Genomic DNA, 14,793 nt, shown 5'->3' on the forward strand with positions numbered 1-14,793 from the left:
GTGCGGTACGCGCCGCGCGGGCGGGGCGGGGCGGTCAGGCCGGCGGCTCGGCGTCCGCCGCCGGCAGCGCCCGGTCGGGCCGGTCGGCGTCCTGTGCCGCCTGCCGGAGCGCCCGGGTGGCCTGGTCGATCAGCTTCGTGGCGTCCGTGCGGCCGTTGACCTGGATCTCCACCTCGGACTCCCCCGCCCGCACCCGCACGGTGACCTCGGTGCGCTGCTGGTCGACCCAGCTCTGCAACAGGCCGAACAGCCCCGGCAGCAGCGCCTGGGCCACCACCGCGATGATCACCGCGTCACTGAACCCGGGTCGGCCGCCGGTCCGGCCGCCGTCCCGCACCCCGGCGCGGAACTCGGGGCGCTGGTGCAGCCACTCCAGCAGCGGCACCCGGGGCGGCCGGGCGGTGCGCGGCACGAGCACCAGCCGCACCGGCTGCCGGGCCCCGGTCGGGGTCTCGGTCACGTGGTCCCTCTCCTTCACTCGCCTGGCTGGAACGTCAGCTTGCCGTCCACCACCGACAGGACGCCGGTGACGCCGAACGTGTCGTCCTCGGTGAACGGGCTGGTTCCGTAGAAGCCCTGGGTGGTGCCGGTGGCCCGGGCCGCCCCCTGGGCCTCGTACGGCGTCGAGACCTGGGCCGTGGTGGGGCCGGTCAGGGTCAGCTCCACCTTCGGGTACTCGGTGATCTTCCAGGCGATCTTCTTGACCGTCTCCCCGTTGTAGTAGCGGAACGGGCAGTTCTCCGGCGCCGCCACCTGCTGCGCGGCGCAGGCGTCCAGGTACTTTCGTACCTCCTGATCGGCCGTCGACTGGGCGGTCGAGGTCAGGGTCGGTGTCAGCCGCACGTCGCCGACGTTGCCCTGTCCGGGCACGGCCAGGACGACCTGCGGCGGGGTCTCGGCGAGCGGGTTGGACTGGCCGCCCACCGTGTAGGCGCCGGGCAGCACGGGGATGCTGCTCCCCTCCGGCCCGACCGGCACCGGCACCCCGTTGATCGTCAGGCCCGCCTGCCCGGCCGGCAGGTCGAGCCATGGGGAACTCTCGCTGATCGCCCAGCCGTGGAAGAACCCCAGGGTGGCGGACTCCTCCCGCTCCAGGTGCAGCTTCGCGGTCGTCTTCTGGCCGGCGAGGGTGAAGTCGACCGTGGCGACCGCCTCGTCGCCGTCCCGCTCGATCGACGTCACGTCGACGTCCTCGGGCGGCTGGTAGCCCTTCGCCTCGACCAGCGCGGCGAGCATCTCCAGGTCGCCGCCGGACGGCCGTACGTTGGGGGCCAGCGACTCCAGGGCCGCGCGGGCGTCGTGGTCGGCCAGCCCCGAGAAGTACCCGTCGACCACCGTCGCCGGCCGGAAGAACGCCCACTGCGCCGCCCCGAGCAGGGTGCCGCCGAGGCCGCAGGCCAGCGCCAGCAGGCCGGCCACCAGCACGGTCCGCGGGGACGCGATCGCCCCCGGCCGCCCGAACAGGTCCTCGGCGGTGACCGGGGCACCCACCGTCCGGTCGGCGGCACCGGCCGGCGGGGCGAGCCGCTCCAACCGGTCCAGCCGCAGCTCGGACGGGGGGTGGGTGGCACAGACCGCCTCGTCCCAGCCGCTGCGCCCGCTCTCGAAGGACTTGCGCCGCTCCAGCATGTCCCGCATGCCCCGGGCGTGGCCGGCGAGCACGGCACCGGCGTCGGCGCGGTACTCGGCGGCCCGGACGTCCCGGGAGTGCGGCGGCAGCACCACGTACTTCATGGTGAGCAGCACGGGCCAGAAGAAGACGAACACCACGAGGTTGGTGGCCGGGTGCGGGAAGGTCCGCATCAGCCACGCCGGCACCGCGTGCACCAGCACCAGCGGCAGCGCCACCCCCCGGACGAACGCGCCGGTCACCTCGTCGCCGGTGTGCCAGTGCACCAGCTCGTGGCTGAGCAGCGCCGCGATGTCCTCGTCGGACTCGTCGAGCAGACTGCTGGTGACGACCACGTGCCGGGCGTACGCGCGGGCGTTGGTGAGCACCGGGTCGTCCTCGATGAGCAGCCGGGGCACGTTGGGCAGGCCGAGGGCGCTCGCGCAGTCGTACAGGATGGGTCGGAGCCGTGCGGCCTCGCGGCGGCTGAGCTGACGCGCCCCCGACACGGTCAGCAGCCAGGGTTCCCACAGCACCCGGTAGAGGGTGTAGAGCACGCCGACCAGCGCGGCGGCGGCCACCATCCCGGCCAGGCCGGTGAACAGGTTCGCCGGCTCGTCGAACGCGTCGCGCCACGGCAGCACCAGCACCACGAGGAAGCCGGCCAGGAAGCCGATCGCGAAGCCGGCGAAGCCGCCGAGCACCCCGCCGGACCGGTTGAGGAACGCGTCGAGCAGGGCACCCACCAGGGGCGCGTCGCGCAACACCGACGGCACGGCGTCGGCGACCCCACTGCCCCCGGCGACCAGGCCGTAGACGGCGAGGCCGACTCCGCCCCAGACCGCGAGGAGCAGGGCGACGGGTACGTAGAACCAGGTGGCCAGGAACGCGCCCAGCACGCCGCGCCAGTCGCGCAGGATGCCGGCGCGCAGCCAGACCAGGGCGTTGGGGTAGCCGAGGGGACGGTTGGCGAAGCTCTTGCCGAGCCGGGAGCCGTCGGCCGGCTCGGTGGCCGGCTCGGGGTCGGTGGGTGTCTCTACGGTGGCGGGCCTGACCTGCCGGTCGGTTTCCGGGTCGCGCATGGCGGCTCCTCGACTCGGCCGCCACCCGGGGCGGGCGGCGAACGGGGACGGTTCACGGGCACTGCGTATCGGACGGGCGGCTCGGCCGACCGTCGGAGGAATTGCGCAGGTGCGGAGAATGGCGTCGTCCCGCTGATGGGACTCGACGTCGGCACATTACCCGTCCCGAATGGATCTCGCTACCGGTATTCGAGCATTGCTTCGTGACAGACGTAAGGTTGACAAAGCGCGGCCGTGGTAGTTCCACGAAAGTGAAACCGCCTCGCCATTCCCCAGCGCGAACGCCGATGCCGCTCGATCCTGAAGGAGCTATGAACCGGCGAGCGGTGCGGACCGCCGAGGGGCCGGCTGTCGCGGCCGGCGCGCTCGGCGGTCGCCCGGGGCCGAGGCCAGCGAGGAGGGGGCCAGCACCCGGAGCCCGGCCTTCTGGACGAAGATCGACCGTCGCGCCACCGCGTCGCCCCTGTCGTCGAGTTGGTAGCCGTCGAGCCAGATCCAGGCATCGTAGGTGATCCAGTCCGCGTGCACGCGGATCAATCGGAAGAAGATCGGCTGTACGAACTGAGGGCTCGCCGCCCGAGTCACGTGGAAGAGCATCCCGGCCCGGAGGGCGGTCACCGCACCCAGCCGAGGAAGCGTCGGTGGAGCGTGCCGGCCGGGGCCCAGGTGATGTCCTGGCTGGCAGAGACGTAGTACGAGCCCATCAGGAGCGCGAGGGAGATCGGCGCGGTCGCGTACTCCTGGAGCAGTTCGGTTCGGCGGGTGGCGCAGGGCCAGGGGGCGGAGCAGCCGGCGCAGAGCCAGAGGGGCAGGACGGGGCCGTGTGCGGTCACTGGTCCTCCTCCCCCGGCCAGTTGTTCCGGCTGATGGGGATCCGGTGTCTGTGCCGGCAGGGCAGCTCGTTGCCGCACTTGCAGACGTACCGCCACCTGATCCACGACCAGACCGGCCGGTGCCGGCGGGCCAGGGTCATGGCCGTAGCGAGCAGATACTCCTTGAAGGACACTCGTCGCCGCATACGGCCACGATCCCGGTAGGACAACGAGTCAAATGGCAATAGCCGATCGGACAGTAATCACCTAACTACTTTCGGCCCCCATGGAGCGTGGCCCGGGGAGCCTGATGGGGCCCTACGAGATCGCCGAACGCCTGGGCGTCTCGCGGCAGCGGTTCCAGCAGCTCGCCCGGTACCCCACCTTCCCGAAGCCCTACCAGGAGCTACGCGGCATGAAGGTGTGGTTGGCCGAGGACGTCGAAGAGTGGATCAAGCAGTACCGCCAGCCGAGGCCGACCGAGGACGACACTCCGGGCTGACCGGACAGCCGGGGCAGAACCGACGCGCGACCGGACCGGCCTGGTGGCGTCAATGCCAAGGCGTCACCACAACATGATGTGCTTCGTCTCGGCCGTCACGAATCAAGCCGAAGGAACTTCACGATGCCGACCGAGTTCGAAGCCAAAGTGCTGGACATCGATCCGGTGAAAACCGCCGAGACCATTGTCGCGAGGGGCGGCCGTCAGTCGGCCGAGACCGTGCTCCTGCGCCGCTACGTCTACGACATCGCCCCCGGCGACGAGAGCAGGTGGATTCGGTTGCGCGACACCGGCACCGGTTCGACGTTGACCGTCAAGGAGATCCGCCACGACGGCATCGACGGCACCGACGAGATCGAGGTCGGCGTGGACCGGTTCGAGGCCACGAACGAACTGCTCGGCAAGCTCGGGTTCACGCCACGCGGCTACCAGGAGAATCGCCGCACGAGCTTCGTGCTCGACGACGCCCGCCTGGAGATCGACGAATGGCCGCTGATCCCGCCGTACCTGGAGATCGAGGCCGACTCGCGTGACGAGGTGCTGCGGGTGGCAGCCCTGCTCGGCTACGACGAGACCGACCTGACCGGAGAGAACACCGTCAACGTCTACGCCCGCCACGGGATCGACTTGAAGGCTCTCGACCGGGTGAGTTTCGACGACCGTTGACCACAGCGCGCCACCGGGGCGACGCTGAGGACGAAAGGGCACTACTGGCGCGGCCAGCAGCGACCACACTGGCGAGCAGCTCCTGCTTGCCGGCCTCGACAGGGGCGCTGGAGCGGCCTCAGCGATACGGGAACGGCCCAGCCGGAGTGCGCCTCAGGAGGGAAAGCCGATCACGGGCAGGTCGGCACCGTCTCCGTACACCTTTACCTCGCTGGTCAGCACGCAGGCATCGTGCTCCAGCACCGCCATCACCACGGCTGCGAGGTCGGCCCGGCCCGTGAATCTCCGCCAGTACGCCAATTCCTGCCAGTCCTCCCCCCAGGTCGACAGCACCGCGCAGGCCGAACGCCCCAGCAGCCGGTGCAGCAAAGCTCGCTCCGCCGGATCATCCACAATCGCCACGCCCGGCTCGACCAGCCGGAACGCCTCGCCGTCGCCGATGAGGCCGGTGACGTCACCCTCCCGGAACTCAGTGGGCCGCCACCGCGCGGCGTCCCGCTCGTGATAGCCGGCGAGGAAGTCGCGCAGCTCGTCGAGGGTGCCCAGCCCGCCGCCGCGTAGGACGTGCACCCGCAGGTCGACCCGGTAGCCCTCCTCGACCTGCCGCCGAATCATGGACACCTATCGTCCACAGCAGACGCAAGATGTCCAAGGTCCGCGAATGCCGAGAGCGAATGCGGCAACTCGTGGCCGCGGCGCGGCGCGGCGGCGTGGCATTCGGCATCGCGAGTCGGGCATGGCCGGCCCCCCGGTAGTCGATCGCGGGAACGGGCCTGGGTCGGTCAGGCGTCGTCGAGTAGGGCTAGGAGGTGGTGGACGGCCGGGTTCGTGGTGTCTCGGGGCCAGGCCAGGCGCACGTCCACGGTGGGCGTCGGGGCGGTGAACCGGCGCAGCCGTACCCCCGGCACCTTCAGCGCGCGGGCGCGACCCGCCGGCACCGCCGCGACCACGTCTCCCCCGGCGACCGCGCGGAGCAGTTGCTCGTCGTCCGGCTCCTGCCGGACGAGACGGAAGCCGCCCTGCGGCCACACCTGGGCAATGGTCCGGTCGAACATGCCGGGGCCGTTGTCGCGCGGCCACATCACCGCAGGCAGATCGACCACCTCGGCCCGGCTGATCCGGCGACGGCCGACGGCCAGCGGGTGCCCGGTCGGCAGGGCGAGCAGCAGTTCCTCGGCCTCGACGAACCGGCACCTCAGGCCCGGCTCCTCGACCGGCGTGCGGACGAACGCCGCGTCGAGCCGGCCGGCGAGCAGGCCGGCGACGTTAGGGGCGGTCCAGGCGGTCTCGGCGACCACCTCCACGTCGGGGTGCGCGGCCCGGAACCGGGTCACCAGGGCGTCCACCCGGCCGCCCCGGGCCGAGCGGGTGTACGCCAGCCGGAGCCGACCCTCCCGGCCCTGCACCAGGTCGCGGATGCGGTCGGTGCCGGCGTCGACCTCGGCGAGCAGCCGGCCGGCCTCGGCGGCGACCCGCTGCCCCACCTCGGTCAGGACGCAGCCCCGACTGGTGCGGTGCACGAGCAGGACGCCGAGCTGGCGTTCCAGGGCCCGGATCTGCTGGCTGAGCGCCGGCTGGGCGATGTGCAGGCGGGCGGCGGCCCGAGTGAAGTGCAGCTCCTCGGCGAGCACCGCGAAGTATCGCAGCCGGCGCAGGTCCCACCAGGGGTCCCGGGACGAGGAGTCGGGCATGGCCGCCATTATAAGCGCCGCTTATCGTCAACTGTGGTTTCCGTCTTGGACGGCGCACCGCCCGCCCGGGCACGATCCGAAGCCACGGCAGGACAAGTCGCGGCACGACAGCACTGCGTGACAGCCGCAGCGCGACGGCCGTGGACGAGAGGCAGCGGACGACAGCCACGGCACCGACGCCGTGGACGAGAGGCAGCGGACGACAGCCACGGCACCGACGCCGTGGACGACCGGAGGGAGCGGGCGATGACGGAGAAGACGACGGACGTGGTGGTGGTCGGCGGCGGGGTGATCGGGCTGACGGCCGCCCTGGCGCTTCAGGAGCGGGGCGCGCGGGTGACGGTCTGGTCCGCGGACGATCCGGCCGACATCGTGTCGACGGTGGCCGCCGCGGTCTGGTACCCGACCCACACCGACGAGGACCCCCGGGTGCTGCGCTGGGCCCGGGAGACCCACTCGGAACTGAGCCGCCAGGCGGCCGACGGGGTGCCGGGGGTGGTGGCCCGGGCGACCCGGATGCTGCTGCGCCACCCCTACGCGGGCCCGCCGTGGTGGGCCGAGGCGACCGGGGACCTGACGGCCGAGCCGGCCGCCTCGCCGTACACGACGCTGCTGCGGTTCACCGCGCCCACGGTGGAGATGACGCCGTACCTGGCGTGGCTGACCGAGCGGGTCGAGGCGGGCGGCGGACGGGTGCTGCGCCGCCGGGTGCAGCGGCTGGACGAGGCCTTCGAGGCGGCCCCCGCCGTGGTCAACGCGACCGGGCTGGCGGCCGGCTGGCTCGCCGCCGACCCGGCGGTGCATCCGGTGCGCGGACACATCGTGCTGGTGGCGAACCCGGGCCTGACCACCTCGGTACGCGACGAGGACAACCCGGCCGGGATGACCTACATCCACCCGCGCCGGCACGATGTGGTGCTCGGCGGCACGTTCCAGCCGGGGGTGGGGGACACCGGGCCGGACCCGGAGACGGCGGCGGCGATCCGGCGCCGCTGCGTGGCGCTGGTGCCGGAGCTGGCCGACGCGCCGGTGCTCGGTGAGCGGATCGGGCTCCGCCCGGCCCGGCACGGCGGTCCCCGGGTGGAGGCGCAGCCGGCCGGACCGGGCGGCGGCCGGCTCGTGCACGCGTACGGGCACGGCGGCGCGGGGGTCACCCTGTCCTGGGGCTGCGCCGCCGAGGTCGCCCGCCTGGCCCTCGGAGACTGACTGCCCGGTGGCCGGCGGTCAGCCCACGAGGCGGAACAGCACCAGGTAGCCGCAGTATGCGAGCGGCACGAGCAGCACGCAGGTGACGAAGCCGAGGGGGACGAACCGGGGTGGCTGCTCCGAGCCCAGCGCCGGCCGTCCCCAACGGCCCAGCACCAGGTACCCGGCGACGAAGGAGAGCACCGGCAGCCCGGCGCAGGTGGCGGCGTAGAGGGTGCCGAGGCCCATCACCGCAAGGTCGGCGGCCACCACCATGATCAGCATCAGCACCACCCCGGCCGCCGCGCAGCCGGCGTACACGGCCAGGGCCCGGGCCAGCGGCGACCAGGTCGGCAGCAGCGGCGGTTGCCGGGCGACGGCCTCGGTGACCTGGACCAGCCGGTCGGTCTCGTCGGCGAGCCGCCGGGCCTCGGCCAGCTCCGCGGCCGGGTCGGCGACCCCGGCGCGGGGCGGGGGCACCCCGGCCGCCGCCGGCAGCGCCACCACCGCCCCGCCCGGGGCACCCGACGGGTACGCCCCAGGAACGGCCGGCCCAGGAACGGCCGCCCCGAAGACGCCCGGCCCGGAGACGCCCGGCCCGGGATCGGTCACGCCGGGGGCGCTGCTGCCAGGGGCGGTCGCCCCGGAGCGGTCTCCCCCGGTGGCGGGTGCCGGGTCGGCGGGCAGGCCGACGGCGTGGCCGAGCTGGCCGAGGCGGTGGGACTGGGCGGCGAGGCGCCGGGTGAGCTGGTCGAGCGTGGTGTGCAGGGCGCGGCGGCGGCCGGCCACGGCGGCGGCGTCCTGATCGGTCTCGCGGCGCTGGTCGGCGAGCTGCCGGGCCAGGGCGGCGTACTCGGAGAAGGTGGACACCGTCAGCTCTCCTCGTCCCGCTCGTGCCCGGCCCACGCGAACGGCACGATCAGTCGGTTGCGCTGGTCGTGCCGGTCCACCAGCAGCGCCCGGTCGGCGCGCGGGGTGTGGGCGAGGTCGTGCTCGCCCAGGTGCAGCGCCAGCTCCGCACCCGGGACGTTCAGCGCGACGAGGCAGGCGGCGTCGTCGCGGTGGTGCGACCCGCCGAGGTCGTCGGCGAGCCGGCGCAGCCCGCGCCACCAACCGAGCAGGTGCACCCCGCTGGCCGGGCCCTCGCGCAGCAGGGCGCGCAGGTCGTCGTGGCCGGAGCGGAAGGTGACCGGGTCGGTGCCGGCAAGGGTGGCCGACGCCGCGTCCGCGCCGAACAGCACCAGATAGGTCCGGCCGGCGGGCGGGGTGGCGGCGAGGGCTGCGAGCCGGTCCCGCAGGGTGGCCTGGTCGAGCCGCTCGACCGGGTGGCCGGCGGCGGCGAGCGCGGCGGCGATGTCGTCGGCCGCTGGGCCCCCGGCGGCGACCAGCGGGGCGAGCAGGAACCGGGCCTCGCCGGGCGCGTGCTGCCGGGCGAGGCTGAGGGCGGCGGCCCGCAGCACGTCCGCGCCGGCGGTCGAGGTGCCGACCACGGCCAGGTGCCGGCCCGGGGTCGCGTCCAGGGTGAACGACGCCGTGCTGCCGGCCACGTCGACCGTGCGGCCGATCAGGGCGACCGGGGGCCCGACACCGGGGCGCAGGCCGGCGAAGGTGGGATCGTCCTCCAGCCGCGCGGGCTCGTACCCCCGGAAGACGGCCGGGGGTCCGTCGCCGGCCGGCCGGTCCCGCCACAGCTCGTGGCGCAGCCGGGCCAGGTCGGCGCGGGCGGCGTACGCGTCGGGGAAGCGGACCACGGTGTCGGCGCCGGCCGCCCCGGCGGCGGTGTTCAACACGGCCGCGCCGATCGGCAGCGCGTTGGCTGCGCCGTTGAGCGGGTCGAGCGCCCCCGCGCCGCCAGGCAGCGCCACCCGCAGCGGGAACTGCCCGAAGATCGCCTCGGCACGCCCGTACAGCGACTCGATGCCGGCGGTGGCCTGGCTGGCCAGCACCAGGTGCACCCCGTACGAGCGGCCCTTGCGGGCCAACTCCTCCAGCAGGTCGACGGCCTCCCGGGCCACGGCGTCGGTGCCGGCGAGCAGCACCTGGAACTCGTCGACGACCGCCACGATCCGGGGCACCGTCGCGTCGCCGGGCAGGTCGGCGAGCTTGGTGACGCCGTGCCGCTTCAGCACGCCCGCCCGCCGGTTCAGTTCCCGGCGCAGCTCGCGCAGCACGGCCAGGCCGTACTCCCGGTCGGATTCGATGCCGACGGCGCGGGCGTGCGGCAGCCAGGACGGATCCCGCTCGGTGGGCACGAACTCGGTGAAGCTGACGCCCTCCTTGAAGTCGAGCAGCCAGAGCTGGAGCTGCGCCGGGGAGTAGCGGGCGGCCAGCCCGTAGAGGACGTCGAGCAGGAAGACGGTCTTGCCGGCGCCGGTGCGCCCGGCGACCAGCCAGTGCGGGGTGGCGTCGTCGAAGGCGACGGTGACCGGCTGTCGCCCGGCCCGGCCGACCACGGTGGACAGCCCGGCGGCGCTCGATGCGGCCCACCGTCGGGCGGGCAGCAGGTCGGCGAAGGTGGGCGGGGCGTCGCGGCGCACAGCCGGGCCGAGGTGCCCGGCGAGGGCGGCCACGGTGGCCGGCGGCAGGTCGCCGTCGAGCACGACGGGGGCGGCCAGCCCGGAGCCGTCGCCGCTGAACGGGTGCCCGGGCGGGTCGCCGACGTGGGCGTACCGCTGCATCAGCCGCAGCGCGGTGGCCGCGCCCAGCCGCGGCGGGTCGGCCGCGCCGGCCGGCGGGTGGCCGGCGAGCAGCACGCAGACCGCGGCGGACGGGCCGGCGTGGGTGAGCGCGGCGAGCCGGGCCAGCTCCGGGGGCGAGGGCGCTGCGGCGGCGACCAGCACCAGCAGCTCCCGGGCGGCCGGGGCCGCGTGCTGCGCCGCCCGGGCGTGCCGCTCGGCCTCGTCGAGCAGCGCGGCGACCTCGGCAGCGGTGGTGGCGGGCGGGGCGAGCACCCCGGCGTCGAGCAGCGGGCGCAGCGGCAGGAAGGTGGCCCCGAAGGCCACCGTGTCGATCCCGGCGACCCGGACCGTGCCGGCCGGGGCGGTGGCGAGCAGTCGCAGCACCAGCGCGCGCAGCAGCTCGCCGACGCGGGGATCGCGGGCGTCGGCGTCGACGGTGAGGTGGCAGCCGCCGCCGAGCGGTACGAGCACCGGGAAGCCACCGTCCAGGGTGGTCGCCTCGCCGACCCGGACTCCGGCGGGCGCCTCGGTCAGCGGGGTCGCGCCGGGGGTGGGAGCGGCGAGGCGTCCGCCGAGGCGGGCCAGCCGGGCGACGACCTCGGCGGCGCCGTTCACGGCCGCCGGTGGCGCGCCGAGGGACAGCCGGGCCCGTTCCAACCGGTCACGGGCCTGCCGGTGGGCGGTGACCGCCTGGCCGTACGCCGCCGCGAGCCTGCCCACCCTTGTTCCCCCCACGCGATGGCCGGTCCGATCCAGCGAACCCTAACGGACGCGTGGCGGCGACGGACAGTCCCGCAGTCAGGACGGCGGCGGGCGTTCCGCCCGTGGGGCCGGCCGGGCGACCCCGACGGGCCCGGATCAGCCGATGACGGCGGTCAGCGCCGGCAGGTAGCCGTGGCGGTAGCCGTCGGCGTTCGGGTGGTACGCCTCGATGACGCCGCTGATGTCGCGGATCCACGGCGCGGCGGCGCAGACGCCGTGCCCGGCGAAGTACGGGCGGGTGTCGGCGAAGGTGGCCCCGGCTGCGGCGGCCCGGCCGGCGGTGACCGAGGCGAGCAGGTCGGCGGCCTCGTTGAGGATGGTGCGCTTGTAGGTGCTCATCGCGAGCAGCCCGCACGAGCCGGTCTCGAACAGTCGCGGGTAGCCGAGCACGATCAGCCGGGCGTTCGGGGCCCGGTCGCGGATCGCGGCGTAGGTGCGGTCGAGCCGGCCGGGCAGCTCGCCGGTGGCGAAGGCCTTCGCCTCGTTCACCGCGTCCGTGCATTTGCTGGTGCTGCCGAACCGGCAGCTGGTGATGACGTCGGCGAAGCCGGCGTCGTTGCCGCCGATGGTGATGGTGACCAGGGTGGTGCCGGTGCTCAGCGTGCTCACCTGGCTGTCGATGACGTCGGCGGTGACCGCGCCGCCACAGGCCGGGAACTTGAAGCTGGTCACCTGGTGGGCGGCGGCCCAGAGCGGGGCGTACGACTTCTCGCTGCGCAGGCAGGTGGACAGGTCGTACGGGCCGGCGCCGACGCCGGAGGAGTACGAGTCGCCGAGGGCCACGTAGTTGACGGCTGCGGCAGCGTGGGCGGCGCCGGGGACGGCCGCCGCCCCGACGGCGGCGGTGAGGACGGCGACCAGCGCGGTCAGGGCGCGGGCCAGCGGGCGTTGGGGCATGGAGAACCTCCACGGGACAGGGGTGGTGGATCCTCGGAACCGCGCGCGTGGCCAAGGCTGGTGGTTGTTACTGGACGGTAATGCTATCGAAACATCTGGATAGAAGGAATAGATCGGGGAACTCGCCTGCGGGACACACATGTTCACAACCGTCGATTAAATTGATCGTGCGTACACCCCCGACGGAGGGAGTCCACCTCGTGCGACGAGTTCTCGCGGCGGCCATCGCCGCCCTGACCGTCACCACCGCCGGCACGGCCATGACCGTCGCCCCCGGCCAGGCCGCCGCCCGATCGGGCTGGGGCCGGCCGGCCCTCGCCCCCGCCGCGCCGACCCCCGGCAGCCCAGGCCTGGGCGACAGCTACTTCCCCGACTACGGCAACGGCGGCTACGACGTCGACCACTACGACATCCGGCTGCGCTACGAGCCGGCCACCGACCAGCTCAGCGGCACCACCACGATCCTGGCCCGGGCCACCCAGGACCTGTCCCGGTTCAACCTGGACTTCGTGCTCGGCGTCGAGTCGGTGCGGGTCAACGGCTGGTCGGCCACCTTCGCCCGGGAGGGCGTCCACGAGTTGGCGATCACCGCGCCCCGGCCGATCGTCAAGGGCCAGTCCCTGACCATCGTGGTGAAGTACGCCGGGGTGCCGTCGACGACCCGGGTCAACGGCTACAGCGGCTGGACCCGCACGTCCGACGGCGGGATGGCCGTGAACGAGCCCGAGTCGGCCTGGTGGTGGTACCCGAGCAACGACCACCCCCTCGACAAGGCGAACTGGGACGTCTCGGTGTCGGTGCCGGCCGGCGTCGAGGTCATCAGCAACGGCGTGCAGCCGCGCCCGCCACTGGCCGAGGCGGGCAACCGGATGCGGTGGAGCTGGCGCAGCACCAGCCCCGGCGCGGCGTACGAGTCGTTCCTGGCCGTCGGGCAGTACGACATCGTCACCGACACCGCCCCGAACGGGCAGCCGGTGGTCAACGCGTACAGCACCACGCTGGGGCCGCTCGCGCCCGCGGCGCGGGCCAGCATCGAGCGGACCGCCGAGATCGTCGACTGGGAGAGCACGGTCTTCGGGCCGTACCCGTTCGAGGCGCAGGGCGGCGTGGCCGGGCCGGTCGACGGCATCGGCTTCGCCCTGGAGACGCAGTCCCGCCCGGTGTACGGGCCGGGTTTCTGGCGGCGCGGGTCCAACACCTACGTGGTCGTCCACGAGAACGCCCACCAGTGGTTCGGCGCCTCGGTCTCGGTGGCGGACTGGCGGCACATCTGGCTCAACGAGGGCTTCGCCTCGTACGCCGAGTGGCTGTGGTCGGAGGAGCAGGGCGAGGGAACCGCGCAGGAGCTGTTCGACTTCACCTACGCGACCTACCCGGCCGACGACGGCTTCTGGCAGGTCCGGCCGGGTGACCCGGGCGCGGACAACGTCTTCGACGGCGCGGTCTACGACCGGGGCGCGATGGCCCTGCACCAGATCCGGCTGGCCGTCGGCGACGACGCGTTCTTCCGGATCCTGCCGCAGTGGACCGCCGCCCACCGGCACGGCACCGGCACCGTCGAGCAGTTCCAGGCCCTCGCCGAGCAGGTCTCCGGCCAGGACCTGGACGCGGTGTTCACCACCTGGCTGTTCACCAGGGGACGCCCGGAGCTGTCCGGTGGGGCCGCCGCCCGCACCGCCGCCGCGCCGGCCGAGCCGAAGTCGTGGGCCACGCTCCGCGAGTCCCACCGCCTGCTCGCCCACTGACCCCAGCACCCCGGGCACGGGCGCAGGCACCGGCACCGCAGTGGTTCGAGGGCCTCGGCAACGGGCGTGCCCGGCTACGCGCGCAGTCTTTCGTGGACGGTCTCGACAGCCGTGACGCGTGGCTCGCCAGCGGCATGGGGATCGGGGTCAACGAGGGAGGGGAGGAAGCCAAGCTGCTGGCTTCCTCCCCTCCACTCGACGTATGCGGCAGCGGCTGCTCGACGCGGTTGGCACCGCTTCCGTGGCCCATGGGTGCGGGTGTCGTTAATCGCTTGTCGGCCGTCCCGCGCAGCACCGATGATTGCGGCCATGGCCGCGATCGTGCTGTTCGCGACCCCCAGGTGATCGCGGAGGCGTGGGACGCGTGGGGTGCTGACCGGGGGAACCATGATGGATGTCGCCAACCGCCGTGAGCTTGCCCGCAGGGCGCTCGCTGGCTACGTGAGTGGCCCCGCCGCCCCGACCCAGGCGACGGCCCGCGCCCTGGCGAAGGTCGACAACGCCGTGGCAGTGGTGCTCGTCGAGGGCATCAGCGACCAGATCGCCCTGGAGACGGCCGCCGTGGGGCGCGGCCGGGATCTCGATGCGGAGCGAGTCGTGATCCTGCCGATCGGCGGGGCGCATGCGATCGGCCGCTTCCTGACGAGGCTGGGCCCGCTGGGTGCCCAGGTGCGACTTGCCGGCCTGTGTGACCTGCACGAGGAGGAGATTTTCCGGCGCGGACTGGACGCGGCCCATGCCGGCCCACCCCACACGCGCACCGACATGGAGCACCTCGGGTTCTACGTCTGCGTCGACGATCTGGAGGACGAGCTGATCCGCGCCGTGGGCAGCGCCGACGTCGAGGCGCTCTTCGACTCGCAGGGCGACCTCGGGTCGTTCCGCTCGTTGCAGAGCCAACCCGCCTGGCGCGGCAGGGAACCCGAAGCGCAGATGCGGCGGTTCCTGAGCAGCGGCTCGCGCCGCAAGCTGCGCTACGCCCGGCTGCTCGTCGAGGCGGCGATTGGCCGGGATGCCCTGCCTCGGCCGCTCGACGCGCTGCTCACCGCCGTTCGGCCCATCGACGGTGAGGCCCTCGACCATCGGCCCGAAAGGCAGCCCACTGCGCAGCCCACTCATGCCGGGGCCGCCGGCCGGGAACGCACATGATCTGCCACGGCAGCT

The 14,793-nt window shown here is 73.9% G+C and carries 15 protein-coding genes; 5 read left to right on the plus strand and 10 right to left on the minus strand.

Annotation, left to right across the window (positions count from 1 at the left end):
• Nucleotides 1-34: 34 nt before the first annotated feature.
• The 5 genes from GVV04_RS22520 to GVV04_RS22540 form a co-directional block, all read right to left on the minus strand.
• Nucleotides 35-460, minus strand: coding sequence for an effector-associated constant component EACC1 (locus tag GVV04_RS22520; RefSeq protein WP_161690100.1), 426 nt, complete (start codon nucleotides 458-460; stop codon nucleotides 35-37).
• A gap of 14 nt (nucleotides 461-474) precedes the next feature.
• Nucleotides 475-2,691: a M48 family metalloprotease gene (locus tag GVV04_RS22525; RefSeq protein WP_161690102.1), complete on the minus strand. Its 2,217-nt coding sequence runs from the start codon at nucleotides 2,689-2,691 to the stop codon at nucleotides 475-477.
• 309 nt (nucleotides 2,692-3,000) lie between these two features.
• On the minus strand, nucleotides 3,001-3,288 hold the full coding sequence (locus tag GVV04_RS22530) for a hypothetical protein (protein WP_161690569.1): 288 nt from the start codon (nucleotides 3,286-3,288) through the stop codon (nucleotides 3,001-3,003).
• A gap of 17 nt (nucleotides 3,289-3,305) precedes the next feature.
• Entirely contained in the window at nucleotides 3,306-3,524 is a 219-nt protein-coding gene (locus tag GVV04_RS22535) for a hypothetical protein (RefSeq protein ID WP_161690104.1), read from the minus strand.
• Nucleotides 3,521-3,709, minus strand: coding sequence for a hypothetical protein (locus GVV04_RS22540; protein WP_161690106.1), 189 nt, complete (start codon nucleotides 3,707-3,709; stop codon nucleotides 3,521-3,523). The genes GVV04_RS22535 and GVV04_RS22540 overlap by 4 nt, the downstream gene beginning before the upstream one ends.
• A gap of 104 nt (nucleotides 3,710-3,813) precedes the next feature.
• Here GVV04_RS22540 and GVV04_RS22545 point away from each other — a divergent pair, with 104 nt between their 5' ends.
• On the plus strand, nucleotides 3,814-4,005 hold the full coding sequence (locus GVV04_RS22545; protein WP_161690108.1) for a helix-turn-helix transcriptional regulator: 192 nt from the start codon (nucleotides 3,814-3,816) through the stop codon (nucleotides 4,003-4,005).
• Nucleotides 4,006-4,128: 123 nt separating this feature from the next.
• Nucleotides 4,129-4,671 carry a class IV adenylate cyclase gene (locus GVV04_RS22550; protein WP_161690110.1) on the plus strand — a complete coding sequence of 181 codons (543 nt, stop codon included), beginning with the start codon at nucleotides 4,129-4,131 and terminating at the stop codon, nucleotides 4,669-4,671.
• A gap of 153 nt (nucleotides 4,672-4,824) precedes the next feature.
• Here GVV04_RS22550 and GVV04_RS32295 read toward each other — a convergent pair whose 3' ends face one another.
• Together GVV04_RS32295 and GVV04_RS22560 are read right to left on the minus strand one after the other, a co-directional pair.
• Nucleotides 4,825-5,286, minus strand: a complete 462-nt coding sequence (locus GVV04_RS32295; RefSeq protein WP_201753947.1) for a hypothetical protein — start codon at nucleotides 5,284-5,286, stop codon at nucleotides 4,825-4,827.
• 167 nt (nucleotides 5,287-5,453) lie between these two features.
• Entirely contained in the window at nucleotides 5,454-6,362 is a 909-nt protein-coding gene (locus tag GVV04_RS22560; RefSeq protein ID WP_201753948.1) for a LysR family transcriptional regulator, read from the minus strand.
• Nucleotides 6,363-6,608: 246 nt separating this feature from the next.
• Here GVV04_RS22560 and GVV04_RS22565 point away from each other — a divergent pair, with 246 nt between their 5' ends.
• Nucleotides 6,609-7,568: an FAD-dependent oxidoreductase gene (locus tag GVV04_RS22565; protein WP_161690112.1), complete on the plus strand. Its 960-nt coding sequence runs from the start codon at nucleotides 6,609-6,611 to the stop codon at nucleotides 7,566-7,568.
• Nucleotides 7,569-7,586: 18 nt separating this feature from the next.
• Here GVV04_RS22565 and GVV04_RS22570 read toward each other — a convergent pair whose 3' ends face one another.
• From GVV04_RS22570 to GVV04_RS22580, 3 genes are all read right to left on the minus strand, one after another.
• The gene (locus tag GVV04_RS22570; protein WP_161690114.1) at nucleotides 7,587-8,417 is read right to left on the minus strand and encodes a hypothetical protein; all 831 of its coding nucleotides are present in this window, start codon (nucleotides 8,415-8,417) and stop codon (nucleotides 7,587-7,589) included.
• Between the two features lie 2 nt (nucleotides 8,418-8,419).
• On the minus strand, nucleotides 8,420-10,945 hold the full coding sequence (locus tag GVV04_RS22575) for an FtsK/SpoIIIE domain-containing protein (RefSeq protein ID WP_161690115.1): 2,526 nt from the start codon (nucleotides 10,943-10,945) through the stop codon (nucleotides 8,420-8,422).
• 138 nt (nucleotides 10,946-11,083) lie between these two features.
• Nucleotides 11,084-11,884 (minus strand): SGNH/GDSL hydrolase family protein, encoded by an 801-nt coding sequence (locus tag GVV04_RS22580; RefSeq protein ID WP_161690117.1) that lies wholly within the window; start codon nucleotides 11,882-11,884, stop codon nucleotides 11,084-11,086.
• A 200-nt stretch (nucleotides 11,885-12,084) separates the two neighbouring features.
• Here GVV04_RS22580 and GVV04_RS22585 point away from each other — a divergent pair, with 200 nt between their 5' ends.
• On the plus strand, nucleotides 12,085-13,629 hold the full coding sequence (locus GVV04_RS22585) for a M1 family metallopeptidase (RefSeq protein WP_161690119.1): 1,545 nt from the start codon (nucleotides 12,085-12,087) through the stop codon (nucleotides 13,627-13,629).
• A gap of 387 nt (nucleotides 13,630-14,016) precedes the next feature.
• Complete coding sequence (locus GVV04_RS22590; RefSeq protein WP_201753949.1) at nucleotides 14,017-14,778, plus strand: TOPRIM nucleotidyl transferase/hydrolase domain-containing protein; 762 nt, start codon at nucleotides 14,017-14,019, stop codon at nucleotides 14,776-14,778.
• The last annotated feature ends 15 nt before the right edge of the window (nucleotides 14,779-14,793 follow it).

This window comes from Micromonospora rubida, from assembly GCF_009908295.1.
GTDB lineage: Bacteria > Actinomycetota > Actinomycetes > Mycobacteriales > Micromonosporaceae > Micromonospora > Micromonospora rubida.